The sequence below is a fragment of the Streptomyces sp. SID13031 genome (genome assembly GCF_010548305.1).
GTDB lineage: Bacteria > Actinomycetota > Actinomycetes > Propionibacteriales > Kribbellaceae > Kribbella.
In genome coordinates, this window is the sequence record NZ_JAAGLV010000017.1 from 127,048 (window position 1) to 153,241 (window position 26,194).

24 protein-coding genes are annotated in these 26,194 nt (G+C 68.0%); 17 read left to right on the forward strand and 7 right to left on the reverse strand.

What is annotated here, in order from left to right; genetic code table 11:
- Window positions 1-43: 43 nt before the first annotated feature.
- Complete coding sequence (locus tag G3I17_RS29770; protein ID WP_164600936.1) at window positions 44-1,882, forward strand: long-chain fatty acid--CoA ligase; 1,839 nt, start codon at window positions 44-46, stop codon at window positions 1,880-1,882.
- A gap of 128 nt (window positions 1,883-2,010) precedes the next feature.
- Here G3I17_RS29770 and G3I17_RS29775 read toward each other — a convergent pair whose 3' ends face one another.
- On the reverse strand, window positions 2,011-2,916 hold the full coding sequence (locus tag G3I17_RS29775) for a lysylphosphatidylglycerol synthase domain-containing protein (RefSeq protein WP_164600937.1): 906 nt from the start codon (window positions 2,914-2,916) through the stop codon (window positions 2,011-2,013).
- A gap of 191 nt (window positions 2,917-3,107) precedes the next feature.
- Complete coding sequence (locus tag G3I17_RS29780) at window positions 3,108-4,478, reverse strand: FAD-dependent monooxygenase (RefSeq protein ID WP_164600938.1); 1,371 nt, start codon at window positions 4,476-4,478, stop codon at window positions 3,108-3,110.
- A gap of 225 nt (window positions 4,479-4,703) precedes the next feature.
- Here G3I17_RS29780 and sigK point away from each other — a divergent pair, with 225 nt between their 5' ends.
- The 11 genes from sigK to G3I17_RS29840 all read left to right on the forward strand — a co-directional run bounded on the left by sigK (window position 4,704) and on the right by G3I17_RS29840 (window position 16,559).
- The gene (sigK, locus tag G3I17_RS29785) at window positions 4,704-5,285 is read left to right on the forward strand and encodes an ECF RNA polymerase sigma factor SigK (protein WP_275402578.1); all 582 of its coding nucleotides are present in this window, start codon (window positions 4,704-4,706) and stop codon (window positions 5,283-5,285) included.
- 449 nt (window positions 5,286-5,734) lie between these two features.
- Entirely contained in the window at window positions 5,735-6,928 is a 1,194-nt protein-coding gene (locus G3I17_RS42305) for a heavy-metal-associated domain-containing protein (RefSeq protein ID WP_164600939.1), read from the forward strand.
- 106 nt (window positions 6,929-7,034) lie between these two features.
- Window positions 7,035-7,766, forward strand: a complete 732-nt coding sequence (locus G3I17_RS29800) for a GAF and ANTAR domain-containing protein (RefSeq protein WP_164600940.1) — start codon at window positions 7,035-7,037, stop codon at window positions 7,764-7,766.
- A gap of 42 nt (window positions 7,767-7,808) precedes the next feature.
- On the forward strand, window positions 7,809-8,546 hold the full coding sequence (locus G3I17_RS29805) for a GAF and ANTAR domain-containing protein (protein WP_164600941.1): 738 nt from the start codon (window positions 7,809-7,811) through the stop codon (window positions 8,544-8,546).
- 287 nt (window positions 8,547-8,833) lie between these two features.
- The gene (locus G3I17_RS29810; RefSeq protein WP_164600942.1) at window positions 8,834-9,106 is read left to right on the forward strand and encodes a twin-arginine translocation signal domain-containing protein; all 273 of its coding nucleotides are present in this window, start codon (window positions 8,834-8,836) and stop codon (window positions 9,104-9,106) included.
- Between the two features lie 11 nt (window positions 9,107-9,117).
- On the forward strand, window positions 9,118-10,497 hold the full coding sequence (locus G3I17_RS29815; protein ID WP_164600943.1) for a DUF4331 domain-containing protein: 1,380 nt from the start codon (window positions 9,118-9,120) through the stop codon (window positions 10,495-10,497).
- On the forward strand, window positions 10,494-10,931 hold the full coding sequence (locus G3I17_RS29820; protein WP_164600944.1) for a hypothetical protein: 438 nt from the start codon (window positions 10,494-10,496) through the stop codon (window positions 10,929-10,931). The genes G3I17_RS29815 and G3I17_RS29820 overlap by 4 nt, the downstream gene beginning before the upstream one ends.
- A gap of 210 nt (window positions 10,932-11,141) precedes the next feature.
- Window positions 11,142-13,361 carry a glycoside hydrolase domain-containing protein gene (locus G3I17_RS29825; RefSeq protein ID WP_164600945.1) on the forward strand — a complete coding sequence of 740 codons (2,220 nt, stop codon included), beginning with the start codon at window positions 11,142-11,144 and terminating at the stop codon, window positions 13,359-13,361.
- Window positions 13,358-14,668: a glycosyltransferase gene (locus G3I17_RS29830; protein ID WP_164600946.1), complete on the forward strand. Its 1,311-nt coding sequence runs from the start codon at window positions 13,358-13,360 to the stop codon at window positions 14,666-14,668. The genes G3I17_RS29825 and G3I17_RS29830 overlap by 4 nt, the downstream gene beginning before the upstream one ends.
- 281 nt (window positions 14,669-14,949) lie before the next feature.
- Entirely contained in the window at window positions 14,950-15,780 is an 831-nt protein-coding gene (locus G3I17_RS29835) for a Gfo/Idh/MocA family oxidoreductase (RefSeq protein ID WP_239063031.1), read from the forward strand.
- Window positions 15,780-16,559 carry a Gfo/Idh/MocA family oxidoreductase gene (locus G3I17_RS29840; RefSeq protein WP_203590949.1) on the forward strand — a complete coding sequence of 260 codons (780 nt, stop codon included), beginning with the start codon at window positions 15,780-15,782 and terminating at the stop codon, window positions 16,557-16,559. The genes G3I17_RS29835 and G3I17_RS29840 overlap by 1 nt, the downstream gene beginning before the upstream one ends.
- On the opposite strand, the gene G3I17_RS29845 is transcribed toward G3I17_RS29840, so the two are convergent.
- From G3I17_RS29845 to G3I17_RS29855, 3 genes are read right to left on the reverse strand one after another with little or no spacing between them, the layout of a single operon-like run.
- The gene (locus G3I17_RS29845) at window positions 16,511-16,909 is read right to left on the reverse strand and encodes an MAPEG family protein (protein WP_164600947.1); all 399 of its coding nucleotides are present in this window, start codon (window positions 16,907-16,909) and stop codon (window positions 16,511-16,513) included. The two genes, G3I17_RS29840 and G3I17_RS29845, sit on opposite strands and share 49 nt — an antisense overlap.
- Window positions 16,906-17,889, reverse strand: coding sequence for a glutathione synthase (locus G3I17_RS29850; protein ID WP_164600948.1), 984 nt, complete (start codon window positions 17,887-17,889; stop codon window positions 16,906-16,908). The genes G3I17_RS29845 and G3I17_RS29850 overlap by 4 nt, the downstream gene beginning before the upstream one ends.
- On the reverse strand, window positions 17,886-18,830 hold the full coding sequence (locus G3I17_RS29855; protein WP_164600949.1) for a glutamate-cysteine ligase family protein: 945 nt from the start codon (window positions 18,828-18,830) through the stop codon (window positions 17,886-17,888). The genes G3I17_RS29850 and G3I17_RS29855 overlap by 4 nt, the downstream gene beginning before the upstream one ends.
- A 56-nt stretch (window positions 18,831-18,886) precedes the next feature.
- Between G3I17_RS29855 and G3I17_RS29860 the strand changes: the two genes are divergently transcribed.
- The 3 genes from G3I17_RS29860 (at window position 18,887) to G3I17_RS29870 (ending at window position 21,399) form a co-directional block, all read left to right on the forward strand.
- On the forward strand, window positions 18,887-19,390 hold the full coding sequence (locus tag G3I17_RS29860) for a MarR family transcriptional regulator (RefSeq protein WP_164600950.1): 504 nt from the start codon (window positions 18,887-18,889) through the stop codon (window positions 19,388-19,390).
- Between the two features lie 94 nt (window positions 19,391-19,484).
- Complete coding sequence (locus G3I17_RS29865; RefSeq protein WP_164600951.1) at window positions 19,485-20,066, forward strand: NAD-dependent epimerase/dehydratase family protein; 582 nt, start codon at window positions 19,485-19,487, stop codon at window positions 20,064-20,066.
- Between the two features lie 19 nt (window positions 20,067-20,085).
- Window positions 20,086-21,399, forward strand: a complete 1,314-nt coding sequence (locus tag G3I17_RS29870; RefSeq protein WP_203590950.1) for an MFS transporter — start codon at window positions 20,086-20,088, stop codon at window positions 21,397-21,399.
- Window positions 21,400-21,798: 399 nt separating this feature from the next.
- Here G3I17_RS29870 and G3I17_RS29875 read toward each other — a convergent pair whose 3' ends face one another.
- Window positions 21,799-22,206, reverse strand: coding sequence for a MarR family transcriptional regulator (locus G3I17_RS29875; RefSeq protein ID WP_164600952.1), 408 nt, complete (start codon window positions 22,204-22,206; stop codon window positions 21,799-21,801).
- Window positions 22,207-22,285: 79 nt separating this feature from the next.
- On the opposite strand from G3I17_RS29875, the gene G3I17_RS29880 reads away from it, so the two are divergent.
- A complete protein-coding gene (locus G3I17_RS29880; protein ID WP_164600953.1) occupies window positions 22,286-23,221 on the forward strand; it encodes a zinc-binding alcohol dehydrogenase family protein in 936 nt (311 codons plus the stop codon).
- A gap of 139 nt (window positions 23,222-23,360) precedes the next feature.
- Window positions 23,361-24,254 (forward strand): aminoglycoside phosphotransferase family protein, encoded by an 894-nt coding sequence (locus G3I17_RS29885; protein ID WP_343238462.1) that lies wholly within the window; start codon window positions 23,361-23,363, stop codon window positions 24,252-24,254.
- Here the strand turns inward: G3I17_RS29885 and G3I17_RS29890 are convergent.
- Window positions 24,248-26,128, reverse strand: a complete 1,881-nt coding sequence (locus G3I17_RS29890; protein WP_164600955.1) for a metallophosphoesterase — start codon at window positions 26,126-26,128, stop codon at window positions 24,248-24,250. The two genes, G3I17_RS29885 and G3I17_RS29890, sit on opposite strands and share 7 nt — an antisense overlap.
- Between the last annotated feature and the right edge of the window lie 66 nt (window positions 26,129-26,194).

A 26,194-nucleotide genomic window follows, 5' to 3' on the forward strand; every position in this document is an offset into this window, starting at 1 on the left:
GGCTATTACTGTTCGGTTACTTGACCCCCCGTGGAGGCCAGACATGAAGCCCGTTGCAGACGGTCCTCAGCTCGCGTTGCTCAGCAACCGCAAGGAAGACCTTGCGCAGATGTTCCTCGATCGCGTCAGCTCGACGCCCGGCCGGGAGGCGTTCAGAGCGCCGACGGGCGACGGCGGCTGGCAGTCCGTGACCTGGCAGGAGACCGAGACCCTGGTACGGCGTCGCGCCGCGGGCCTGGTCGCGCTGGGCATCGAGCCGGAACAGCGGGTCGGGATTGCGGCCAGCACCCGGCTCGAGTGGGTCCAGTGCTATCTCGCCTCGATCCTCGCCGCGGCCGCCACGACGACGATCTACCCGACGACGATGGCCGGCGATGTGTCGTACATCGTCGCGGACGCCGAAGTACGGGTCGTCTTCGCCGAGGACGCCACTCAGGTCGACAAGCTGCGCGACCACAAGTCGGAGACGCCTTCGCTGCACAAGGTGGTGCTGCTCGACGGCGAACCCGACGAGCGCGACGGCGACTGGGTGATCACGCTGGCCGCCCTCGACGCGCTGGGCGCGAAGTTGCTCGAGGAGAAGCCGTCGACGGTCGACGACCGGATCGCGCAGGTGCGTCCCGAGCACCTGTGCACGCTCGTCTACACCTCCGGTACGACCGGCCGGCCGAAGGGCGTCCGGTTGCCGCACTCGGTCTGGACGTACGAAGGTGCCGCTGTCGAGGGGATCGGGGTGCTCGGCCCCGACGACCTGCAGTTGCTGTGGCTGCCGTTGTCGCACGTCTTCGGACAGGTGCTGCTGGCGGTGCAGTTCCAGCTCGGTTTCGCGACGGCGATCGACGGGCGGGTCGACAAGATCGTCGAGAACGCCGCCGCCGTCCAGCCGACCTTCATGGCCGCCGCGCCCCGCGTCTTCGAGAAGGCGCACGCGCGGATCGTGACGATGATGGAGGCCGAGGGCGGGGTCAAGGCGAAGCTGTTCCACTGGGCCTTCGGGGTCGGCGGGCGGGTGTCGGCGCTCCGGCAGCAGGGCAAGGAGCCGGGCGGCGTACTGGCCGCTCAGTTCTCGGTTGCCGACAAGCTCGTACTGTCGAAGATCCGGGCGCGGTTCGGTGGGCGGATCCGGTTCTTCGTGTCGGGGTCGGCCGCGCTGGACAAGAAGCTGGCGGAGTGGTTCCACGCTGCCGGGCTGCTGATTCTCGAGGGCTACGGGTTGTCTGAGACCGCTGCTGGGTCGACGCTGAACCGGCCGGATCACTACCGGCTGGGGAGCGTCGGGCCGATCTTCCCGGCGGCGGAGTTCAAGATCGCCGAGGACGGCGAGATCCTGATCAAGGGGCCGGGGGTGATGAGCGGGTATCACAACCTGCCCGATCAGACGGCCGAGGTGATCGATGGCGACGGGTGGTTCCACACCGGGGACATCGGGCACTTCGAGGACGAGTTCCTCTTCATCACCGATCGGAAGAAGGACCTCTTCAAGACGTCGGGCGGCAAGTATGTCGCGCCGCAGGTGATCGAGGGGCGGTTCAAGATGATCTGCCCGTACGCCAGCCAGTTCCTCGTCCACGGCAACCAGCGGAACTTCGTCAGCGCCCTGGTGACGCTGGACCCGGATTCCATCGTGCCGTGGGCCGCGCAGAACGGCCTTGCGGGCAAGTCGTACGCCGAGATCGTCACCTCGGACGCCGCTCAGAAGCTGGTTCAGGGGTACGTGGACGAGCTGAACGCCGGGCTCAACCGCTGGGAGACCATCAAGAAGTTCACCATCCTCGACCGGGACCTGACCGTCGAGGGCGGCGAGATGACCCCGAGCCTGAAACTGAAGCGCAAGTACGTGGAGACCACGTACGGCGACCTCCTGGACAAGATGTACGACTGACTGACCTGAGGTCCCCCCCACGCCTGCTCGCCGGTCCGCTCCTGTGTCGCCTGCTTGGTGAAGGCGACGGGTGTCGAGCGTGCGTGGCGGGGGTGCTGGTGGATGGTGTTGGTGGGCCGGCGACCGTGTCAGGTGGTTGCCGCTGCCGGGCCGGTGAGCCAGCCGCGCCAGCGGAGGAGTAGGAGGGTGCCGCCTAGGAGTAGGGCGGGGATCCAATAGAGCAAGGCGGTTAGAGCGACTGCGCCGAAGGCGGCTGTCCAAGGGACGCCGATTGACGCGAGGCCGGCGACGAGGGCGCCCTCTCGTGGACTTGCACCGTGTACGCCGGGGAGCGCACCGGCGAGCTGGCTGGCGCCGAAGACGGCGACCAGCTGGAGTGCCGACACCGAGTCTCCGACCGCGTGGAGTGCGCCGATCAGCAGGCCGAGGATTGTTGCCTGGTAGCCGACCGACAAGGCGATGCCGGCGATGAACACCTTGGGCGAGGGCCATGGCCAGCGGCCGGCCAGGCCGGGGTGGCGGTGGTTCACGATCAGCGCCGCTGCCAAGACGGCTGCGACGACGCCTAGCGCGACGATGAGCACGGTCAGCGGCAACGTCACCCCGGCCACGGCGACGGCGAACACGAGCCCGATCGTTCCGACGAAACGGTCGAGGGCGACCTCCGCGACGGCGGGAGCACGCCGTACCCCCTTGCCCTCCAGCCGATGGATCCGCCACAGGTCGGCGCCGGCGTGCCAGGGGGAGATGAGGCCGAGGATCTCGCTCTCCGCATAGGCGCGAAGGTGCCAGCGGCGCGATTGGCCGCTGGTCGACAACGAGTGCCAGCGCAACGGGCACAGCACGTACTTGCCGATCGCGAACGGCAACAGGCCGATCACGGCGGGTAGTACCGCTGTGTGCGGAACCCGCTCGACGTTCCACAGCGAGAGTGCGACGGCGACCACGAGCGCGACGACCCGGACGGTGCGGCAGCTGACGATCGCCCATCCGTACCGCAGCAACGCGGCGAGCCGCCCTTGGCTGAGGGTCATGGCGGCTCCTTCCAGGAAATCCGAACAGCCGCCAGGCCGCGAGCTGGCCGGGCGGGCCATTCGCTCAGACCATAGCTGGACAGTGGTAACCCCGCATCTCGCCTGGGACGTACGTTTCCCCTGTGACACCTGAGGCTTCCACCTCGACGCAATCACAGCTGTCCTGCGGTGAATCCCGCCAAGAGCCTGGCTCAGCGCTGGTTGGCCGCCAGCGCGCGTTCGAGCATTTCGGGGGTGCGGAGGGTGGCGGGGTGGGCTTGCATGCGGGTGACCGCGGCGAAGGCTGCGGCGACGGTCTTGTCGACGAGAGTGGCCTTGATGATCTGGCTCATGGCCCAGCGCTGGCGCCGGACGTCTTCGGGGACCTCGGCGCCGGTGATCAGGTCCTGCCGGGCCGCGTCGCCGCCGGCCGAGATCGCCCACGCGGCGTCGACGACAACCTCCTGCAGAGCGAAGAAGCCGGCCGCTGGTACTTCCAGGTCAGGCTCGCCGACCAGGTACTCTGACAAGCAGGCGGCGTGAAATGCGGCCGAGCTGAGGCCCTGGCCGTAGATCGGGTTGAACGACGCGACGGCATCGCCCATCGCGACCAGCCGGGCGGGAAAGCGGGACAGGCCGGTGAAGTCGCGGCGCCTGCTGTCGGCCTGGTGGTAGGTCTGGATCCCGCGGGTCACGGCGCCGCCGGCCGCCTTCGCGAAGACCGGCGGCAGTTCGGCGCAGGTGGAGCGGAAGGACTCGATCGACTTCGCGGCCGGGTGATCGCCGTACGCCATCAGCATGACCAGCCATTGGTCGTCCTCGATCACGCTGAGGTGCGCCACGGTCAGCTCGAACGGCATCGACTGCGCCGTGAACCGCTCGAGCACGCAGGCGATCTCCTGCTCCCAGGAGGACTCGGCCCGCTCGAAGAGTGCGGTCACATAGTTGATCCCGGTCTGCACCCTTCGCATCCGGGGCCGTTCATACCCGTCCTTCTCCAGCCAGGCCGACAACTTGGAGGCGCGACCCATCGCGTCGACCACGAAGGCTGCCGATACCAGTTCGTCCCCGCACCGCACACCGCTGACTCCGACGTCATAGGCTAGTCCGGTCGCTTGGCCGGACACCGTGCTGACATTGGGCAGTGCAAGCACCCGGCTACGGATCCGGGCCTCGAGGAACGGCCGGGTCCCCAGCAACATCGCCGCCTCACCGGATGCAAGAGCCTGTTCGCGACCATCGTGATAGACGACCTGCTGATCGGGCCCGGCGAGATACCCACCCAACGCCTCGGCTTCCGCAGCAATCCCAGGAAGCCAGCGCTCGATCTGGGACAACCCACCCGGCAGCAGGACGTGCCCATGCCGATCCTGCGGTACGCCGGTCCGCGGCTGCGCCGCCGGCTCCGTCTGGTCGCGCTCGACGATGACCACCTCGCGGGCGTGATCGGCGAGAACCCGAGCAGCCAGCAACCCGGCGATGCTCCCGCCCACGACACAAGCCCGGTCGAACAACACCACCGGCCGCTCGGGCACCCCGGCCCGGTACAGCCGGTCGAACACCGCGACCGCAGACTCGGTCATCCCCACCCCTTATCCGTCGTCTACCTACCTCCGAAAGATAGGGGATGGCAGCCGACAAAAGAGTGGGCCAGCGGAGGCCTTCCCACCCCCGGATAGATGACATGGCAGCCTTGTTTCCGGCCGCGGGCGGGAGAGCACCCCAAACGGCCTTGGCGTGATAGGAATCAGCCACCACCTATCGTCATCGACGAGCAGGAGGGCTGATTCGTGAACGAAACCAGCGGCCTGCCTTGGCCGACGACCGGTGGGCATACGCCGCCGCCGCAGGACAGCGCGCTGATGGCTCGGATTGCTCGTGGGGACACCGAGGCTTACGGCACCTTGTACGACCTCCTGTCGCCCCGGGTCTTCGGCCTGGTCCGCCGCGTACTGCGGAACCCGGCGCTGTCCGAGGAGGTGACGCAGGAGGTGATGGTCGAGATCTGGCGGACCTCCTCGCGCTACGACCCGGCCCGCGGCTCGGTGAGCGCCTGGGCGTTGACGATGGCGCACCGGCGCGCGATCGATCGGGTCCGGTCGGAGCAATCCGCCAGCGATCGCGACCACGCCGCCGGATCCCGGTCCGCCGAGATCGACTTCGACCAGGTGACCGATGCGGTCGCCAACAGGCTCGAGGCCGAGCAGGTACGCCGTTGTCTCGGTTCGCTGACCGAGTTGCAGCGGGAGTCGATCACGCTGGCCTACTACGAGGGACACACCTACACCGAGGTCGCGAGGTTGCTGGCGGCGAAGGTGCCGACCGTCAAGGCGAGGATGCGGGACGGCTTGGTGCGGCTGCGCGACTGCCTCGGCATCGCGGGGGAGTGATGAACATGAGCGAAGACATCCACACGCTGGCCGAGGACGAGCAGACCCTGTTCGAGCAGCACCTGCCGCGCTGCGCGGCGTGCTACCGGCGGGATCGCCATCGACCAGTACCGGAAGAATGCGTCGGCTCAGCGCGCCACCGAGCAGATCGCCGCTGTCCTCGCACAGCCCGACCAGACGAAGATCCTGGCCGGCGGCGTGACCGGCAAGGTCGCCTTCGGCGTCACGGTGGAACCGAAGGGTGGGTCTCAGCAGCCGACGATGCCCGCCGCGCTGATGATCGCCATGACTGCCTGAAGGCGGACAGCTCCCCCGACCGATGGCGATACGTCGGGCCGTGACACGCAGTAGCGGACGCGTTGACGGCCGGCTTCCAGCAGAATTGGAGCTGCTGGTCGAGCCGCTCCGGGCGAGTGCGATCCGGGCCTGGTGCTGGAGGTTCGCTGACGGTGTCTGCCGAGTCAGAGCTGGACGTTGCGCACTACGATCGCCCGGCCGCGGCGCAGATCCTGGCCCGGGTTCTTGCCGATGCCGAGCTGGAGCCCGATCGCTGGCTGCCGACGGCGCGGTGGCAGGTCGAGCCGCAGCTGACGCCTATGACCCTCGCGCCGGACAGTCACCTGGCGCCGGCACAGTTGAGTTACCTCGAGGCCAAGCTGCGGCCTTGCCCGGCTGAGCTGGTCACCAGCGCGACTCATCGGGTGATGTGGCAAGACAGCGACGGCGTGCTGAACGTCGCCCACAGCGGTCCGAGCGCACTCGGTCCCATCGTGCCCGTGGCCGCTCGTGAGACGGTGCTGGTACTTCGGCGAGCTCTGGCCGCCGCGGACGGCGTACGGGCTGCTGCGGAAGTACTGGCTGCCGGCGAGCGCGCCACGATGGCTGCGACGACAACGGATCGCGACCCGGTGGAGATCCTCGGCGTGGGGCTGGAGACGACTGCCCGCGCACTGGTGCAGCACGCCTATCTGGCCGACCAGACGCCGTACCGGAGTCCGGGTGAGTTCGCCCGGGGTCTGCGGGACTCGGGGTTGTTCGCGGTGGTGGCGAACACTTGGTTCTGGGGGTTGCAGTCGTCGACGTTCCGGCGGGGCATGATCCCGGTCGCTCTCACGACCCTGGCCGACGGCACTGTCCGCTACACGGCCGAGTCGGCAGGGATGCTGCGGGCGATGAAGGACGCGACCGTCGCCGAGGTGCTGCGTGAACCCGACCTCGACGAAGTCGGTCTCACGCGGCAGTACGCCTTGCTGGCGGCGGGGGAGCAGCCGCGGTGCTTGGCGAACATGTCCACGGCCGTCGGCGACCGCCGGATCACGCTGCTGCCGGGTGTGGTGAACACCTTCGTAGAGACATTCGTCCGTCTGCTGGAGCTGGTGGAGGTCACCGGTGGTCCGGATCTGGATGAGGAGAGCGCGATGAGTAGCCCTGCCGACGAAGTGTTCGAAGTACCGGACATGACGTGCTCGCACTGCACGAACACCGTCACCAAAGTCCTGCAGAGCAACGGGATCACGGTGTCGGAGATCGACCTGGACACCAAGAAGGTGGTGGCCGCGTTCCCGTCCGCGGACATCCGGGAGCGCTGCTTCGACGCGATCCGGGACCGTGGCTACACCGTGATCCCCTCGGTCGCGTCCTGAGCCACCCATCCTGTCGCGGTCCTGTAGCGTCAACGGCACCCGGCGACCGGCTTCGATCGCTGACGGGAGCGATGTCGACGTAGCGGCCGAGGACGGGTGTGGGTAGGTGGCATCGCTGCGCGTACGGCAGATCCTCTTGGAGGTGCTTGCCTTCGACCAGCCGGAACCGCCCGCTGAAGGGTCGACAATCTGGGACAGGTTGTGCGCGTCGGCGGCCAAAGCAGTCCCGGTCACCGGGGCCGGGGTAGCGCTCATGACTCCGCGAGGCCACGGCGGAACGCTGGCTGCCACCGACAGGTCTGCTCTGGCCCTGGAGGATCTGCAGCAGACTCTCGGCGAGGGACCATGCGTGAACGCGTTCCACGATCGTCGGCCGGTGTTGCAGCCCGACCTTGCCGAGGCGGCGTCGCGGTGGCCCGGGTTCACGCCCGGTGCGCTGGATGCCGGTGTTGCCGCGATCTTCGCGTTCCCGCTCCAGGTCGGTGCCATCCGCCTCGGCGTTCTCGACCTGTATCGCGACACTCCGGGCCCGCTGGATGCCCTTCAGCTGACTGAGGCCCTCGACTACGCCGCCGCGGCGACGACGATTATGCTGGATCTCCAGCAGGTGACCTCGGCGGGTGAGCTGCACCCGGACCTGGCCGACGCGGCCGACGACCACCGGGAAATCCACCAGGCGACCGGCATGATCACCGTCCAGGCAGCGGTGACCATCAACGAGGCGCTGCTGTTGCTGCGTGCCCGCGCGTACGCCGATGGGCAGCGGTTGCGTGAGCTCGCGCAGGAAGTGGTCGCCCGGCAGGTGACCTTTTATCCCGAGGACGACCATCATGAATGACATCACCAGATGGCCCCATCCGGTCCGGAAAGGCAGCACGGTATGAGCAGGGAACAACGCCTCACCGAAGTGTTCGTGGAGCTCGCGGACACGCTCGTCGACGACTTCGACGTCATCGATCTCCTGCACACCCTGTGCGAGCGCAGCGTCGAGCTGTTGCCGGCTGATGCGGCCGGGCTGATCCTTGCCGATCAGCGGGGAGCGCTGCAGGTGATGGCGTCCACGACCACCGAGGCTCGCGTACTGGAGCTGTTCGTGCTGCAGAACGACGAGGGTCCCTGCCTGGACTGCTACTCGACCGGGCGGCAGATGGTGAACATCGACCTCGCCGAGGTCGCGCAGCGGTGGCCGAGGTTCCACGCAGCGACCACGGAACTCGGTTATCACTCCACCCACGCGCTCCCGTTGCGCCTGCGAGGCCAGGTGATCGGCGTACTGAATCTGTTCTGCGCCGAGCCTGCCACCCTCAGCGAAACCGATGTCGACCTGGGACAGGCGCTCTGCGACATGGCCACCGTCGGGCTGTTGCAGGAACGAGCTGTCCAGCAGGGACACCTGCTGGCAGAGCAACTCCAGGCCGCCCTGAACAGCCGCATCCTGCTGGAGCAGGCCAAGGGCGTTCTGTCCGAGCGGACCCGGATCAGCGTCGACGAGGCGTTCACTCTGATGCGCGCGTACGCCCGCCGCAACCAGCAGCCGCTGGGCGCCGTCGCAGCTGCCGTCATCGACGGCACCATCCCTGCCACCGCACTGCAGCCTGGCGACAACCAGACGACCTGAGGGCTCCTCACTGGATCGCTTGATCGGCCCGCGGGCGGATCCGCCCGCCCGACCTTGCCTGCGACGGGCGGTCCGCTGGAGGTCGTACGGCTGAACTCGCCGTCTGCCTGAGCCATCGCTGCGGACATTCGTGGGCTTCCGTACCCATCCACTCGGTGGGCGGTCCCGAATGCCCAGCGACTGTGGCTTGTGATCCAGATCACTATCTGCGATCGGGTCGCATCTGCAGCCGTTCTGGCCGTCGGTGTTCGCCGGCGGGACGCAGTACGGAGAGGGAAGGGACAGTCATGAGTGACGCAACACGCCGCGGTTTCCTGGTGTTCGCCGGTGCGGGGACCGCTGCCGCGGTCGGCGCCGTCGCGGCGCCGAAGATCTTCGGCGATCAGTCCGCCGACACCGCGACCCAGCTGAAGGCGGCGGACCTGGCGAGCGCCGAGTCGTTCGTCGTGCACGTCAAGGACGTAAGGAAGGGCGAGCTGACGATCCTGGTCGGCGAGCGCGAGGTATCGATCATCGATCGCGAGCTGGCCAGCCGGCTGGCCGGCGTGACCACGGCCTGAGGAGAGGGACCATGTCTTCCCATCGCGAAGCACCGGAGATCTCCAAGGACCCGGTCGCCGACAACACCGACGTATACGCGTTCGTCAGCCCGGACAAGCCGGACACGGTGACGCTGATCGCCAACTTCATCCCGTTCCAGAACCCGTTCGGCGGGCCGAACTTCTACGAGTTCGGTGATGACGTGCTCTACCAGATCCATATCTCCAACGGCGGTGACGCCCGCGCGGACATCAGCTACCAGTTCCGCTTCCACGCCAAGATCCGGAACAAGAAGACGTTCCTCTACAACACCGGACCGATCACGTCGATCAAGGACACCACCTGGAACCGGCCGCAGTACTACTCGGTCACCCGGGTCGAGAACGGCCGCTCGCGCGTCCTGGCCCGCAACCTGGCCGCGCCGCCGGTGAACGTGGGCGTGCGCAGTACGCCGAACTACGCCAAGCTCGCCGCCCAGGCGATCCACCCGATCGGCACCAACCGCAAGGTGTTCGCCGGCCAGCGGGCCGACGGCTTCTTCGCCGATCTCGGGTCGATCTTCGACCTGGGTACGCTGCGCCCGTTCCAGGCGGCGCACTTGATCCCGTCCGCCGCGGCCGTGGGCGTCAACGGCCTTCAGGGCTCGAACGTGCACACGATCGCGATCCAGGTGCCGATCACCGACCTGACCCGCGACGGCAAGAAACCGACGGACGTGCTGGACGCCAAGTCCGTCATCGGTGTCTACGCCACCGCGAGTCGCCAGCAGTCCAAGATGTTCGACGACCTGCTCGGGATCTCGACCTGGCACGGCCCGCACAAGCAGGTCTCGCGGCTGGGCAACCCGTTGTTCAACGAGGTCATCGTGCCGATGGCCGAGAAGGACAAGTGGAACAGCCGCCCGCCGTCGGACGACAGGAAGTACGCGCAGTACGTGACCAAGCCCGAGCTGGCCGGGTTGCTGCCGGTGCTCTACCCGGGGGTCTTCCCGAACCTCGCTGCCTACAAGAAGCCGCGGGCCGATCTGGCGGCGATCCTGCTCACCGGGATCCCGAAGGGCGTAGTACCGGGCTTCCAGAACTACACCGGGCCGGTGCAGGCGGACATGCTCCGGCTGAATGTCGCCGTCCCGCCGTCCAAGTCGCCGAACCCGCTGGGTCTGGTGGCCGGCGATGCGGCTGGATTCCCCAACGGACGCAGGGTTTTCGACGATGTCGTCACGGTGGAGATCCGGGCGGTCGCTGGGTTGACGATTCCGCTCGTCGACCCGTCGTACACACCTGATGGCGCTGCGTCGGCGGTACAGGACGGTACGTCGAACACGAACTCCGACTACCTCAAGGTGTTCCCGTACCTCGGTACGCCGGGCGGTGGCTACCAGTCCAAGCCGGGTATCCCGGTCGCATCATGATGCTGAGTCATGGCAAGGCGCTCACCAACGCCGAGGAGAACCCGCACGCGGGCAAGGGCTCGTCGGTCCTGCTCGACATCGGCGACGGCGTCGGCGCGATCGTGATCGCGATGCCGGCCGAGCTGGAAGACGTCGAGATCGAACGTCGCCCAGCCGGCTGGACGGCTGAAGGGTCGATCGGAGCCGATCACACCGAGGGCAGTGGGCATGGGCATGGGCACGGGCACGGGCACGGCGACGGTGAGCACAGCCACCGGTTTCCGCATGTGGCGGTTGTGCCCCGGTCGGCGCCCGACGGCGAGTTGGTTCATTCGGCGGTGTTCTTCGATGTTCCCGAAGGCCGGTACGAGCTGTATGTCATGCCCGACGCTCCAGTGCAGTTGACGCTGGAGGTGATCGGCGGCCGGGTCACCGAGGCCGACTGGCCGCAGTAGCCCACCCTGGGCGCGGGCTCCTGCGTCGCCCGCTAAGTTGAAGGCGTTGGGTGTGGAGCCTGCGCGGTGGGGTGGCTTTGGTTGGTGTGCGATCGGGCAAGACGGGGGACCCGGCCCGGTCGTAACCTGCGCGTCTCTTTCGGTCACGTGGCTGAAACATGCACTTCTTACTTTGAGAGCCCACATCGGCCGCACGAGGCGGTGAGTCCCATGTACGAGCACGTTGACCCGTTCATCGGGACCGGCGCCACCGATCTGCCGACCCCAAAGGGCCTGGCAGGGACTTGGTGGTGGCCCAAGGCGCAGGTCGGCAACACCCACCCGGGGGCCTTGCACCCCTTCGGGATGGTGTCGGCCTGCCCGTACTCCGGGGCCTACCCGACCGGTTACGGGCTGTACGACTTCAACACCGAGGGCGTGCCCGACCTGTTGTACGACCGCCCGGTCGCCTCCGGCTTCACCCACTTCCAGCAGTCCGGCACAGGCGCGATCCGCAAGTACTACAACTACTTCCGGGTCACGCCGATGCTCGGCCCGCTCGACGACCTGGGCACCACCTGGGACCTGTTGGACGAGGTTGCCGAGCCCGGCTACTACGCGGCGACGCTGAGCTCAGGGGTGCGCTGCGAGGTGACGGTCGGCCCCAAGTCGGCCATCCACCGGTACACCTTCCCGGCGAATGACACCGCCCGGATCGTCATCGACGCCTCGACCGGCGGCCTGGCCATCCCACACAGCCAGACTGTGCCGCTGAAGGCGCACCTGGCGATGCTGGGGCCGGGGGTGGCCCAGGGGGAGATCCACGTCGAGGGGGTGCCGCTGGCCGTCCACCTGGAGGTCGACGCCCCGGGCTGGCGGCAGGCGCTGTGGTACGACCGGCGCCTGATGCCCGGCGGCACTCGCCTTGACTTCGACTACATCCGGCCGACCACCTTGCGGCCGTTCGGGCTGATCTTCATGGGCCCCTCACGCGCCGAGCAGACCGTCGAGGTGCGGCTGGGGTTCTCCCTGCGTGGGTGTGAGGCGGCCCGCGACAACCTGCACGCGGACGTCGACCGCGCCCAGGCCACCTTCGCCGGGCGGCGCGACCGCACGGCAGCCAGCTGGCGCGACCACCTCGGCAAGGTTGAGATCAAGGCCGACTCCGATGACCAGGCAACGGTTTTCGGCACCGCGCTCTACCACTCGCTGGTCAAGCCGTGCTTCGCCCCGGACGAGAGCCCGTCGTCGACGACCGAGGGGCCGTACGCGTTCGACATCTGCACCATGTGGGACATCTACCGCACCCAGCTGCCGCTGATGACCACGCTGTTCCCGCAGCGTTCGGTCGCGCTGGCCGGCGCGCTGCTGTCGATCGCCGAGCAGGAGGGCAACCTGCCGATCGGCTACCGGATGGCCAAGGGCGCCGACCGGTTCTCCCGGCAGGGCAGCGCCCTCGCGCACACCTTCCTGGCCGACCTGTGCCAACTGGATCTGCCTGGTATCGACTGGGACTGGGCCATGGTGCACCTGGAGATGGACCTGCGCCGGACGTACGGCGAGGACTACCTGGTACACGGTGTGGCGCACCCGATCAGCCACACCCTCGACCTGGCGTACGCGTACCACTGCACCGCGGCGATCGCCCACAAGGTGCGCGACCGGGCCCTGGCCCAGCAGATGCGCGACCTCGCCCAAGGCTGGCGGGCGGCGTACGACCCGGGTACCGGCCTGCTGCGTGACTCGACGTTCTATGAGGGCGGCCGGTGGAACTACTCCTTCCGGCTGCTGCACGACATGCGCGCCCGGATCGCGCTCGCCGGCGGCGATGAGGCGTTCGTGGGGCTGCTCGACCGGTTCTTCGGGTACGGCGCCGTACCGGTCACCCAGCCGGGGGTGGCGCCGAGCATGGCGGAGATGGACGGTGGGTACGGCCTGTGCCGGTTCGAGGGATTGAACAACGAACCGGACTACGACGCGCCGTGGTCCTACCACTACGCGGGACGGCCGGACCGAACCGCCGAGGTGGTGCATGCCGCCGTCGCCAACCAGTTCGGCACCGGCCGGGGCGGGTTGCCAGGTAACGACGACTCCGGCGGGCTGTCTGCGTGGTACGTGTGGGCGACGCTCGGGCTGTTCCCGGTGGCTGGGCAGAACCTGTTCCTGGTGAGCGCGCCGGCCGTGGCGGAGTCCACGATGCGGCTGCCGGATGGCGACCTGTCGATCACCACCACAGGATTCGAGCCGGTCGAGGCAGGCGGACCGGTCTCCTACGTCCAATCCATCGCGGTGAACGGCAAGAGACTCGAACGCCCCTGGATCTCCGGCCGGGAACTGCGGCACATCCGCAACCTGCACATCGAGCTCGGCTCTCGGCCCTCCGGCTGGGGCACTCAGATCAGGCCACCATCCACATCCGACCCACTGCACACCGCTGGAGGTGAGGCATGAACATCGCCGACGACACACTCGTCCCGTCCACACCCAACCGCCGCCTGGTCATCGTCGTCCGCGCCGACCCGGTGATCTGCGGGCACTCCGGTGAGGCACGGTGCCTCGCCGAGGTAGCGCTCACCCGCGGGTTCGACGACGTGCGGATCGTGACCTGGCCGCTGGACGCGCTGGAGGCGGCCGGGCTGCCGTTGAAACCACTCGACGGCGTGCTGCCGTACAGCCCTGGCATCACCGTGGAGCGGCCCGATCCCGTTGGCGACTACCGGGTTCCGGACGGGCGCTACCTGTCCGGGCTCATCGGGCGGCTGGTCGAGCTGTTCAGCGACGGAGTACCGACGGTGGCGATGTCCCTGTACCTGAGCCCGCACGCGATCGCCGTGCAGGAGGCCGTCCAGGTGGCGCGCCGGATCGGGCCCGCACAGGTCATCACGGTGGCTGAGGCGGTGGGCTCCGACATCACCAACGTGGTACGCGAGTGCGTGAACACCGGCCGGTTCGGGGCGGCCGCGCACATCCTGTCGGTCTACCTGGCGGCCGACCACTGCGTGGCGGTGTCGGAGTACACCAGGGAGCTGATCGTGGCCTCGGCGGCGACCCTCGACGCCATGCACGGCACTACGTTCGCGCAGCAGTGCCGGGAGCGGATCGCCATCTCCTACCCGGCGGTCGACTCCTGGTCCTACCTGTCGCTCACCGATGACAGGATCGCCGAAACTCTTGCCCGGCGGGGCCTTTCGCGGGACGGGTACGTTCTGTTCCTGTCCCGGATCGCCTCGGCGAAGGGGATCGACGACCTGATCGACGCCTACGCCGGGTCGCGATCAGCCGAGCGGGTGCAACTGGTCCTGGCCGGGCGCGGGCCGCAGGAAGCTGAGGTGATGGCGCGAGTGGCGGCAGCGGGCCTGGGCGAGCGGGTGCGGGTGCTGACCGACGTGGACGACGCGGAGAAGCCGGCGCTGATGGCCGGGAGCGCGGCGTTCGTGCTGCCGACCCGCGAGCAGCCGGAGTTCGTTGAGACGTTCGGGATCGCGCTGGTCGAGAAGGCTCTCGCCGGCGGCGGGCCGATCATCACCTGCGCAACCGGCGGCGTCCCCGAGGCGGTCGGTGATACGGCCCTGCTGGTGCCGCAGCGTGACCCGGACACGCTGCGGACCGTGCTTGACGAGGTCGTGTGCGACTGGACCTACGAGCAGCGGGCGGCAGCCGAGCTGCGCGCACGGGCGTACGCCCTGCAGTTCGACCGGGTTCCCGTCTTCGACCGCCTCTTCGCGCTCGCCGAGCCTCCCGCCGTCCACGTCGCCTGAGCCGAGCGACCTCCCAGCCGGGAGGTGGCCGGCCCTCGACACTCGGACCGGCTGACCGGTGTCAGTTCATCGTTGTAACGTGGGGCGCGATCGTGGAAATCGATTCCGCTAGGAGGAGCCGGTGCCGACACCGCTCAAGGTCGCAGTCCTCGGGTTCTGGCACGTTCACGCGAAAGACTACGCACGGCAGGCGCAGAAACATCCCGGTACGGAGCTGGTCGCCGTCTACGACCTGGAGCTCGGACAGGCCGGTGCCGACCAGTTCGGCGTCCCGTTCACCGATGAGCTGGGCGAACTGCTGGCCCGTCCCGACCTGGACGGCGTCATCATCACCACCCCGACCGACGTCCATCGCGACGTCATGGTCCGGGCGGCGACCCGCCGGCAAACACATCTTCACCGAGAAGGTGCTCGCGCCGACCGTTGCCGAGGCCACCGAGATCATCGCCGCGGCCGACGCCAACGGCGTGAAGCTCGTGGTCTCGCTGCCGCGGCTCGCGCATGGCTACACGCAGGCGATCCGCGACGTGATCGCCGGCGGGGAGCTCGGCCGGCTCACCTACGGCCGGGTCCGGCTGTCCCATGACGGAGCCATCCCGCGGAACGGCAACGACGGCTGGTTGCCGCAGCGCTTCTTCGACCAGAAGGCTGCGATCGGCGGAGCGCTGACCGATCTCGGCTGCCATCCGGTCTACCTGCTGCAGCTGTTCCTCGGGGCCGGCCCCGAGACCGTCAGTGCGACGTACCGGTCGGTGGCCGGGCGTGGTCTGGAGGACAACGCCGTCGTCACCGTCGGCTATCCCGATCAGAAGATCGGCGTGATCGAGGCGGGGTTCGCCAGCCCGAACCCCTTCACGATCGAGATCTTCGGTACCGACGGCAGCCTGACCTACACCGACGAAGGCAACGTACTGCGCGTCGCGGGCAAGCAGCTGCCCGTGCCCGAGCACAGCTTGGACCCCTTTGGGCAATGGGTCGACCACATCACTGAAGGCACTCGCGCGGACGACAATCTCGCCCGCGCGGTCGAGCTGACCCGACTGGTCGTCGCCGCCAACGAGGCCGCAGAACAAGGCCAAGCGATCGCGTACTCCGGTAAGGAGGTCAGCTGATGCCACAGCTCAAGGTCGGACTCATCGGAGGCGGCGGCATCGCCTCCGCGCACATCGAGGGCTACCGCGAACACGCCGGCAAGATCGGTATCACCGCCGTGGCCGACGCAGTGGAGAAGACGGCGGCCGCTCGCGGCGAGGAGCTCGGCGCGACGCCGTACACGGACTATCTCCAGATGCTCGAAGCGGAGGAGCTCGACGCCGTCGACATCTGCCTGCCGCACCACTTGCACAGGGACGCGATCGTCGCCGCAGCCCAAGCGGGTAAGCATGTTCTGTGCGAGAAGCCGCTCTGTCTCTCAGGGGAGGAGGCTGCGGATGTGCGGGCAGCGGTCACCGGCAACGGGGTGACGCTGATGTGCGCGCACAACCAGCTCTTCATGCCGGCTGTGGCCAAGGCGAAAGAGCTGCTCGACGCGGGGACGATCGGCACCGTGTACGAGGACCAGCTGGGCGTACCAGCCGGCCCCCGGTACCGAGCGCTTCTCCGTCGTCGGCGAGCTGGGATCCCTGCGCAGCGACGGCAACTCGCTGGTCTCGCAGCTCCGGTCCGGGGAGACGGAGACCTTCGAGCTGGAGCCCGTCGACACCTTCGTCGCCGAGATCGGCCACTTCGCCGACTCGCTGATCGGCAAGACCCGGCCGCTGCACACCGAGGAGGAGGGCATCGCCGTCCTCGGCATCCTGCTCGCCGCCTACGAGGGCTCCCGCACCAAGACCATCGCCCCGATCAGATGACCACGATGGCAGTGACACCGAGGGCGATACCGACGAGATAGGTGCCTAGGGCGCCGATATCGCGGAGCGGGCCATGCGCGGCGAGTGTCTTGGCAGTGAGCATGCCGACGGCGTGCGTGGCCCGTACCGCGAACGCCACGACCGCCAGCGCCTCGACCCACCAACTGTCGGAGAGCGCCGAGCAGACCAGCAGCAAGACGATCAGCGTCGGGACGTACTCCGCTGCGTTGCCGTGCGCGCGCACCGCGATCAGCAGCTTGTCGGCGGGATCGGTCGACGCCTGGTTGCCGCCGTTCTTGCCGCGGATGGCGCGGTGCCGGGTGACGTTGGCGCCGAGCAGGAACAGCAGGATGCCCATCAAGGCGATGCAGACAATCGTGACGGTACTCATTTGAAGACTCCTTCGGCCTGAAATGTTGACTGACGGGATGATTCGGCGAGGTGGTGCACCATCGTGTGGCTGAGCTTGGTGCCGAGCAGGGCGTCGGTCTTGTGCATGCCGCCGGGGCACGTCACGTTGACCTCGATCAGCCGCCCGCCGATGACATCCAGACCGGCGAGTGCGATGCCGTGGCGGAGCAGGTGGGGGCGGAGTGCGGCGACGATCGCGCGGTCGGCATCGTCGATCTCGGCGGCTGCGACCGGCGGCCCGATCCGGAAGTCGTCGGCGCACGGCCGGCGCAGTACGGCGCCGGCGATCTCCGCGTCGAGCAGGAACAGTCGCTTGTTGCCGTGCTCGACGGCCGGCAGATACTGCTGGGCGATCACCTGTCGCCGGCCGCCACGCGTGGCCGATTCCAGCAGCGAGACCGCCGCGTGGTTGTTGCCGACCAGCCAGACATCCAGCCCGGCGAAACCGTCGACGGGTTTGACGACCGCAGTACCGACGCTTGCGACGAACTCGCGCAGGCCGGTCAGGTCGGCGCCGACGTGCGTCGGTGGGCAGAGTTCAGGGAAGCGCAAGGCGATGAGCTTCTCGTGCATCGCCCGGATCCCTTCTGGGCGGTTGATCACGGGAGTACCGGCCAGGTCGAGCAGGTAGGTCGTGTGCAGATAGCGCTCGTCGACCGGCGGATCGATCCGCAGCTGGACCAGGTCGAACGCGGCGACCTCGAGGACAGCGGCGTCGACCTCGTCGAACCAGGTCTGGTCGACGATCCAGCGGTGGTCGCCGCCCGCCGGGTGCCGCGGCCGCAGCCTGATCCGGTGCGCCCTGACATGAAGCTTGCCATCGGCAACGATGAGGTCGGCGGTTTCGCAGCACCAGACGTCGAAGCCGAGGTCCTGGGTCGCGCTCATCAGGCCGATGGTGGCGTCGACGTCGGCCAGTAGTCCGCCGAGTGGGTCGGTGACGAACAGGACGCCGCTCATGCGACCAGCTCCAAATCGGGGAGAAGCCTGTCGACTACGGCGGAGTCACCCATTGCGGCGGCCTGCCAATGATCGGCCAAGCGGGGGAGTACGGGCTCCAGCTCACGGAGGGTGCGGCGACGGAGATCGTCGTCATACAAGAGGTTTGCGAGAGCTTTCACGACGCGGCCGACCTCGGCAGGTTGCTGGGCGTCGAGGAAGCGGACTTCGAGGTACGTCCCACGTGGCCGTACGGGTGGGAACAGCGTCGTCAGGTGGTCGGCCGGGCCGCCGGTGACGAAGGCCGTAGCGCCGGCTGCGAATTCGGCGTACGAGGTGACGGGATCGCCTCTCAGCAGGCGCTCGTCGAACCCGGTGCGCGCCGGGTCGACGCGCAGCCAGGTGCTGAGCCTGCCGTCGAGACCGGAGCTTCTCGCGAACCTCGCGGCGAGGAATGGGCCTGCGAGGTTGAGTACTCGCCATTGCTCGAGGCCGGCGCTGCCCGGCCACCAGTCGAGGCAGACCTGGGTGGAGGCGGTGCGGCGCATCATCCGCCGGCCGGCTGAGCCGATCGAGTCGAAATGGCGATGCATCGCGACGTACCGCGGGGTGGTCAGTTGCAGCGGCACCTCGTGTTCGGGGCGTCGGTCGCAGGGGAGTGCGTCGATGCGGATCCCTGCCGTGGCCAGGTGTTGCCTGAGGTCGTCGGTGAAGGCGTAGAGGGCGCCGGCCGGGTCTGGGGCACACGGCAGGCTCAGCTCGAGCTGGCCGCCGGGTTCGAAGCTGACGTACGGCGCGGCGTGCGCAGTACTGACTGCTCGGCGCACCCGCTCGATCGGTACCGCGGCGCCGGTGGTCGTGTCGGCGACGAGGAACTCCTGCTCGATCGCGACCCGGGTGGTCCGCCGGCGGCCTCGTGCGAACAGGTCGGCCACGATCGGGCGGAGCTCCTTGGTGTCCATCACCCCTCCTGATACTGTAAGGCTTCCTGTCGAAATATTGGAAGGAATCCTTACGGATGTCAAGGGTGAATCTTCCGCGGCTCGGTAGCCGGCCGCTGATCGCAGTGGTCGACCGGGCCAACCGGGCGCTCCAGGCGGACATGGTGCAGACCGCGCACCGCCACGGTCATCCGGAGATCAAATCGGCCCACAACTCCGTCTTCGGGACGCTGGCCGAGGAGGGTTCGCGGGCTATCGACATGGCTGAGCGGGCCGGGATCACGCGGCAGTCGATGGGCGAGGTGGTCCGCGAACTGGTCGGGCTCGGGATCCTCGAGATGCGTCCGGATCCCGAGGATCGACGGGCCAAGCTGGTCACCTACACCGAGCATGGCCGGGCGGTCGCCAGCGACGGCTATCGGCATCTGATCGAGCTGGAGGAGCGGTTCGCGGCGGAGTTCGGCGCCGCGGAGTACGCCATCGCCCGCGACGTCCTCGGTCGGATCGCCGGCCTGCTGGATCGCTGGGCCGCCGAGGAAGTCGCCGAAGGAGCCGTCGCCGAAAGGGCCGTCGCCGACTAGCCGGCTTGACTGGTTCGTGGTCGCCGCCTACAGTCGTGAACAGAACCTGGACATCAAATATCCAGAATAGAGCGGAAGAGAGATCGAGATGGCGATGAGGGTTTTTCTGGCCGGCGCATCCGGGCTGATCGGGCAGCGGCTGATCCCGCGGCTGGTCGAGGACGGGCACGTGGTCGGTGGGATGACGCGGTCGGCCGGCAAGACCGAACTGATCGAGCGGCTCGGGGCCGAGGCGATTCTGTGCGACGTCTTCGATCGCGAGGCGCTGATTCAGGCGGTCGTCGATTTCAAGCCGGACCTGATCCTGAACGAGCTGACCGATCTGCCGGACGACCTGGCGGAGATCGGCAAGCACGCGGAGCTGAACGCCCGGATCCGTACCGAGGGCAACCAGAACCTGATCGACGCCGCCCGGCAGGCCGGCTCGCCGAAGCTGCTGGTGCAGAGCGTCGCCTGGCAGCTGCCTGACGGACCCGATGCGGTGGCGGTCGCGTCGCTCGAGCAGTCAGTCCTCGCCGAGGGTGGCGTGGTCCTGAGCTACGGGCAGTTCTACGGCCCGGGCACCTACAACGAGCAGCAGGTCCCCGCGGAGCCGCGAGTGCAGATCGACCGCGCTGCCGAACTGACGGTCGAAGCTCTGGGTGAGCCGACGGGCGTCGTCGTCATCACCGACTGACCTCTTCAAGGAGCTTGTTGTGTCATCACCATTGCTGTCCACTCGCCGCACTCTCCCTGCGGGACTCGCCCTGGCGGGTGCGGCGGTCACTTTCACCAGCATGTACCTGGCAGCGGGCGCCCTGACCCCGCTGCTGGTCGTCTACAAAGAGAAGTGGGACTTCGCCCCGGCGATGCTCACCTTGGCCTTCGCCGTCTATGCGATCGGCTTTCTCGCGGCCGTGCTTACCGTGGGGTCGCTCTCCGACTTCCTCGGCCGGCGTCCGGTTCTGATCGGAGCGCTGGTCGTCCAGGTCGCCTCGAACCTGTTGTTCCTCTTCGCCTCCGATGTCAGCTGGGTGATCGCCGGGCGCATCGTGCAAGGCGTCGCCAGCGGTGCGGCGACCAGCGCCTTCACCGCGATGCTCGTCGAGGTCGCGCCGGCGAACCGCAAGCGCCTCGGCACGATCCTGGGCAGCGTCGGGCTGACCGGCGGGCTCGGTGGCGGTTCATTGCTGGCCGGTCTCGCGATCCAGGTCTCGCCGTCGGCGAACACGATCATCTTCGTCGTCCTGACCGTCGCGACCGTGCTGGGGATCGTCGTCATCGCGTTCTCCCCCGAGAGCGTGATCCGCGCGCCGGGCGCCGGCCGCTCGTTGATCCCGCGGATCGCCGTTCCCGCGGCGACCCGTCAAGAGTTCGTCGCGGCGGCTCCGGTGGTTGCCGCGGTCTGGATGCTCGCGGGATTGTCCGGTGGGATTGCGCCGGGCATGGTCGGCAGTGTGTTCCAGCTGAACAGCGGGCTGCTCAACGGCTTCGCCGGGTTCGTTGCGCCGGCGGTCTCCGCTGTCATCGGGTTGGCCTTTGCGGGGGTGGCGCCCCGGCGGGCGATGACGATCGGGATCTACGCGTCGATCATCGGAGCCGTCGGCATCATCACCGGCGTACTGGTGGGCAGCCTGGCGGTCATGATCGTCGGGCAGGCGATCGCCGGGGTTGGCTTCGGGGCGTCCTTTACCGCGGCCCTGCGGCTCATCTTTCCGCTTGCCGCTGCGCACCAGCGAGCAGGTGTCGTCGCTGGGATCTACCTTGTCTCGTACGTCGCGCTTGGCGTGCCGATCGTGATCGAGGGGCAGCTGGTGAGCCCGCTCGGCGAAGTACCGGCCGTGTTCTGGTACACCGCGTTCACCATCCTGCTGGCCCTGATCAGCCTGATCGCTCAACTCCGGCTGAAGCGCACAGGTCAGCTGGATATCAGCCAGGGGTCGCCGGGGATCCGGTCCGGGCGGAAGCCGTTGGATGCGGCCAAGGTGGCTGCCGAGGCGAGGCCGGTGGCCAAGGCTTCCGGTAGGTGAGCGTCGCTGCCGAAGGTGACGCGCCGGCCACCTCCTCGCGCCACCAGCCGAGGATCGTCGGGTGCAAAGGGATCCTGGTGTTGATCTCCAGTGCGCGTTCACCGTCGGCCAGTGATCGCAACGCCTGGCGTAGCTCGTCTTCGAAGCCCTGGGGATCGAAGGGTGGGGCGTCGTCGGGCCAGGCCGTCGAGCAGGCAGTGCAGCGAACCGATCAGTCGATCGAAGGTGCCTTGGGCAAGTAGTTCGGCGAGCTCCGGTTCGTTGGAGGTGAGGCTGGCCGATCTCCAGGCCGGTGAGGATTCTGAGCTGCGGGTACTTCGCTCGGCACTGAGCTATCGATTTCAGGTAGCCGGGGACGTCGAGCATCGCGGCGTGGAGAGTGCCGTCGCCTGGGTCGGCTCAGTCGAGGAGTTTGGTGAGGAGGGTGGCGAGTCGCTTCTGGTCGGTGGCGGCGAGCTTTGTGGTGAGGGGAGTGAGGAGGTCGGCGATCTCGGCTGTGAGGGTTGCCGTGAGGCGTTGGCCGGCCGGGGTGAGGCTGACGTGGACGGCTCGGGCGTCGTCGGTGCTCGCAGTACGGCGTACCAGGTCTCGTTTGACGGCTCGGTCGATCAGGCCGCTCACCGACGACCGGTCGAGGCCGAGGTGCGCGGCCAGCTCGGCCATCTTCGGCTCGCGGTCGCGCAGGATCGCCAGCACCCGCAGTTGGGTGAGTGACAGGTCGTGCGCGGCCGCCGCCTGGCTCAGCACGGCCATCACCGTGAACGACGTCTGTACCAGGCTGTCCACTGCGTCGCCTTCTGCGCTCATGCTAGGCAGCCTAGCTTGCAATGGTTTGTATTACCATCTAACTTAGGTGGTAATACAAACAATTATCTGGAGGCGCGTCATGCGTGCAGCGGTCGTCACTTCTTTCGGTACTCCGCCGTCCTGCCAAGACTTCCCGACGCCGGTGCCGGGCTCACCCGAAGAGGTCGTCATCGATGTCGTCGCGGCAGGGTTGCATCCCCGGGTGCGCTCGCAGGCGACCGGCTCGCACTACACGAGCTCCGACGAACTCCCGCTCGTCCCCGGCATCGACGGTGTTGGGCGGGCGCCGGACGGCACGCTGCGGTACTTCGTGCTGCCCGACACGACGCTGGGCGCGATGGCCGAGCAGACGCTGATCGACGTACGGCGAAGCGTGGTGCTCCCTGAGGGTGCCGACCCGGTGCTGATCGCGGCGGCGATGAATCCGGCGATGTCGTCGTGGGTTGCGTTGCGGCGGCGGATCAGCTTCCAGGCGGGGCAGAGCGTTCTGGTGCTTGGTGCGACAGGGAACGCTGGTCGCCTTGCGGTCCAGATCGCCAAGCGTCTCGGGGCCGGCCAGGTGATCGCGGCCGGTCGTCGCGCCGACCGGCTCGCGGCGTTGCAGGATGCCGACCTGACGGTTTCGCTGGCTTCTGGTGACCAGCTTGGTGAGGTGGCGGGCGACGTGGACGTCGTCATCGACTACATCTGGGGACAGCCCACCGCGGACGCGATGCGCGCCATCGTGACGAACCGTGCCGACAGCGATCGGCCGCTGACCTGGATCGAGGTCGGGTCGATCGCGGGGCCGACGGCGGCGATTCCGTCGGCCGCCCTCCGCGCCGCCCGGCTGCAGATCGTCGGCAGCGGCCAAGGCTCCGTCCCGACCCGCGACATCCTGGCCGAGTTGCCTGCGCTGGCCGAAGTGATCACTTCCGGCGCCTTCCAGATCGACGCCCGCGCAGTGCCGCTGGCCGAGGTCCAAACAGCCTGGAAGGAAACCGACGCCGAGCACCGTGTGGTGATCACGCCCTGATCGTGTCCCGACCAACAGGACATAGTCGCCGATCGGCCGGCTCGCCACGCTCACGGAGGTGGTTGGCGCACGCCGGATGAGGACTATGTCCTGTCGGTCGGGACACGGTCGCCGGGTAGGTTGCTTGGTCGTGGCTGACATCGCTGTCGACGACGTGCTGATCCGGGAGCTATTGCGGGAACAGCATCCTGAGCTGGCCGGGTTGGAGCTCCGCGAGGTGGTCGGCGGCTGGGACAACCAGATGTGGCGGCTAGGGGATGAGCTCGCAGTCCGGATCCCTCGCACGCCAAGGGCGCCCGAGTTGCTGCGGATCGAGCTGGAGTGGTTGCCTTCGCTGGCTGAGCGGTTGCCGCTGCCGACTCCGGTTCCGCTGCGAGCCGGTGAGCCGTCGACGCTGTTCCCGAAACCGTGGCACGTCGTCCGCTGGGTCCCTGGAGAGCCGGCCGACCGCATCCCGATCAGCCACCCGGACTCGACGGTGACGCTCGCGGGCTTCCTCAAGGCTTTGCACGTCGAGGCGCCGGTCGACGCACCGGTCAATCCCCAGCGGAGCGTCCCGCTGAAGGACCTGGTCGGCCACTTCGAGGACTGGTTCGGGTACACCGCAATGGGCTCCGGCGGTGGCGTCGGTGCTGAGGTGCGCCGGGTGTTGGAGGCGGCTTTCGCGGCTCCGGCGTGGGATGGCCCACCAGTGTGGTTGCACGCTGACCTTCACCCCGCCAACGTTCTTGTCGAGGATGGTGGGTTGTCGGGCGTGATCGACTTCGGTGACATGTGCGCCGGCGATCCGGCGACTGATCTCTCAGCGGCCTGGATCCTGCTGCCCGCGGGCGCGGCCGGGCAGTTCTTCGAAGCTTATGGCGGTGTGGACGACCCGATGCGCGAGCGTGCGCTCGGGTGGGCCGCGTACCGGGCGTTCGGGCTGATGGCGATCGGCAAGGCCGGGGAGGAAGGCCGCCCCGGCGGAAAGAAGACCTGGGGCCCAGCCGGCCGGTCAGCCCTCGAACGCGTCCTCGCCCAGGCAGCTCACTGACCCCCGACGATCGACTCTCGCCCGCCTGGCGGTGGCGCTTCTGGTGTGGGGTGGGAGGGAATCTTCTTGAATCTCTGGCCTGTGCGGGGGACCCCGAAGTGGTCGACCTGGTGTGGGTGCAGCGTCATCTCGCTGATGGGGGTCTTCGATGAGCGGGCAGGCGGTACCGAGTTGAGGCCGACTACCTCTACGGATACCAACTCGTCTTCGAAGGTGAGCCGAAGCAGGCTTTTGAACTTCTCTGAGCGGGTCGAAGCGAAGGCCTCGGTCTCGTGGTAGCCGAAGAGGTCGCTGACCAGTAGGTAGATCGTGAACACCAGGGTGCCGAGGATGACGAACGGCAGATACACGGCCGGCCACAGCCACCACGGGCGACCGTCGAGGGTGGGCAACTCTCGAACCAGCCACACGACCAGCGCGATGGCCAGAAGATGGACCGCGGCATGGGCGACGCCCGCGACGATGACCTTGATCCCGCGGGCCAGCGGCGAGCTGTCCCGCTGTCCGCGAATTCCGGTCAAGGCATAGATGCAGGTGATCACCGCGAGGACGACGCCGGCAATGATGGAAGGCAAGTGCACGATTCGATCACCTGCCGCTGTCCAGAACACGCAGGTCAGGAGTAGGCCGATGGCGGCCGGGAGCCCGGGACCGTTGTGCCACCCCATCTTCCAGATCTGCAGGCGCATCTTCTTCGACTCGTCCACGCTGGGGTACTCGGTCAGCTTGCCGTACCGCGTCACGCGTCGGGAAACGTCTTGCTTCTGCCGCCCCCAGGGCACGGACAGCGATTTCTTCAGGTGGTGGGTGGGTGAGGTGAAGGCACCGCCGCCGCCGCACGTGACGAGGACGGGGCCAGGAATCCACTTCAGGGAATCGTCCTCGGCCGGCTGCTTCTCGGCGGGGACGTACAGCGCGTAGTGATGCTTGTCCCCGGTCAGGATCATCCGGAGCCGCTCGTCTTCCGGAAGCCCGAGATAGCGGCGGCGGAAGTTCACCACGGTGGTCAGCGGAGTTTCCCGGTCGCCGTACTCCGGTGGACGCTCGCCCTCGGCCTCCAGCCAGCTCGGCGTGGAAGTACACAGCACGACACCGTCACCAGGGTTCAGCTTGCCCTTGGCCGCGTCGAAGTAGGCCAGTTGTTCCGGGTCGATAGGGGCGTTGAGCTGGGAGTCCACGCCCCAGATCCACCACCTGGGATGAACCCGGATGGCGAAGTAGCTGCGTGACTGAACCGTGGTCCAGTCGCCGGCCACCTCGCGTTGTACGGTCGTTTCAGCCGGCTCGTAGCCGCCGACCTTCGTCAAGCCGAGGTCGTCGACCTTGTCCTTCATCCGGGTCCACGACTCGCAGAACGTGCGACGAAACGCGGACAGCCCGTCGTACCAGTCGTGGTTACCCGGGAGCGCGAGCACTGGGGGTCCATGGACGCGAGAAGCGGCACCAGGGGGCTTCGGGTAGCAGTAGCGAGCGGCCCGGAACACGGCAGTGAAGCGTCGCCGGTATGCCTCGGCGCTGGCCACCGGATAGACCTCGTCGCCACCCAGTACCAGCAGATCGGCCGGACCTGCGAACTTGGCTGGGTCCGAAGTAGACATGCCGCCGGCGAGGAGCCGGGCCACGGCGAAGGTCGCGTCGAATCCGTCGCCGGTGTCCGCCGTGAAGTCGACCCGGACCGGGTCGGTGTGCTCGAGGGGCGTCAGCGCGTAGATGCTTGCCGGTGCGCTGCCCATCACATCGCGCTTGTCGGCGAAGCGCGCGAACACGGTGGCCGTCGCCACCTCCTGCGCGGTTCGCACCAACTGCTTGAGCGACAGCCACCGGACAGCGGGCTCGCCGAACCGCCCCTTGGACTCCCTGACTTCAGCTTCCACCCGAGGATCCATGGACACAGCCCCCCATGCCGAGTATCCGGACACCAGCGACCCCCATGATGGCCC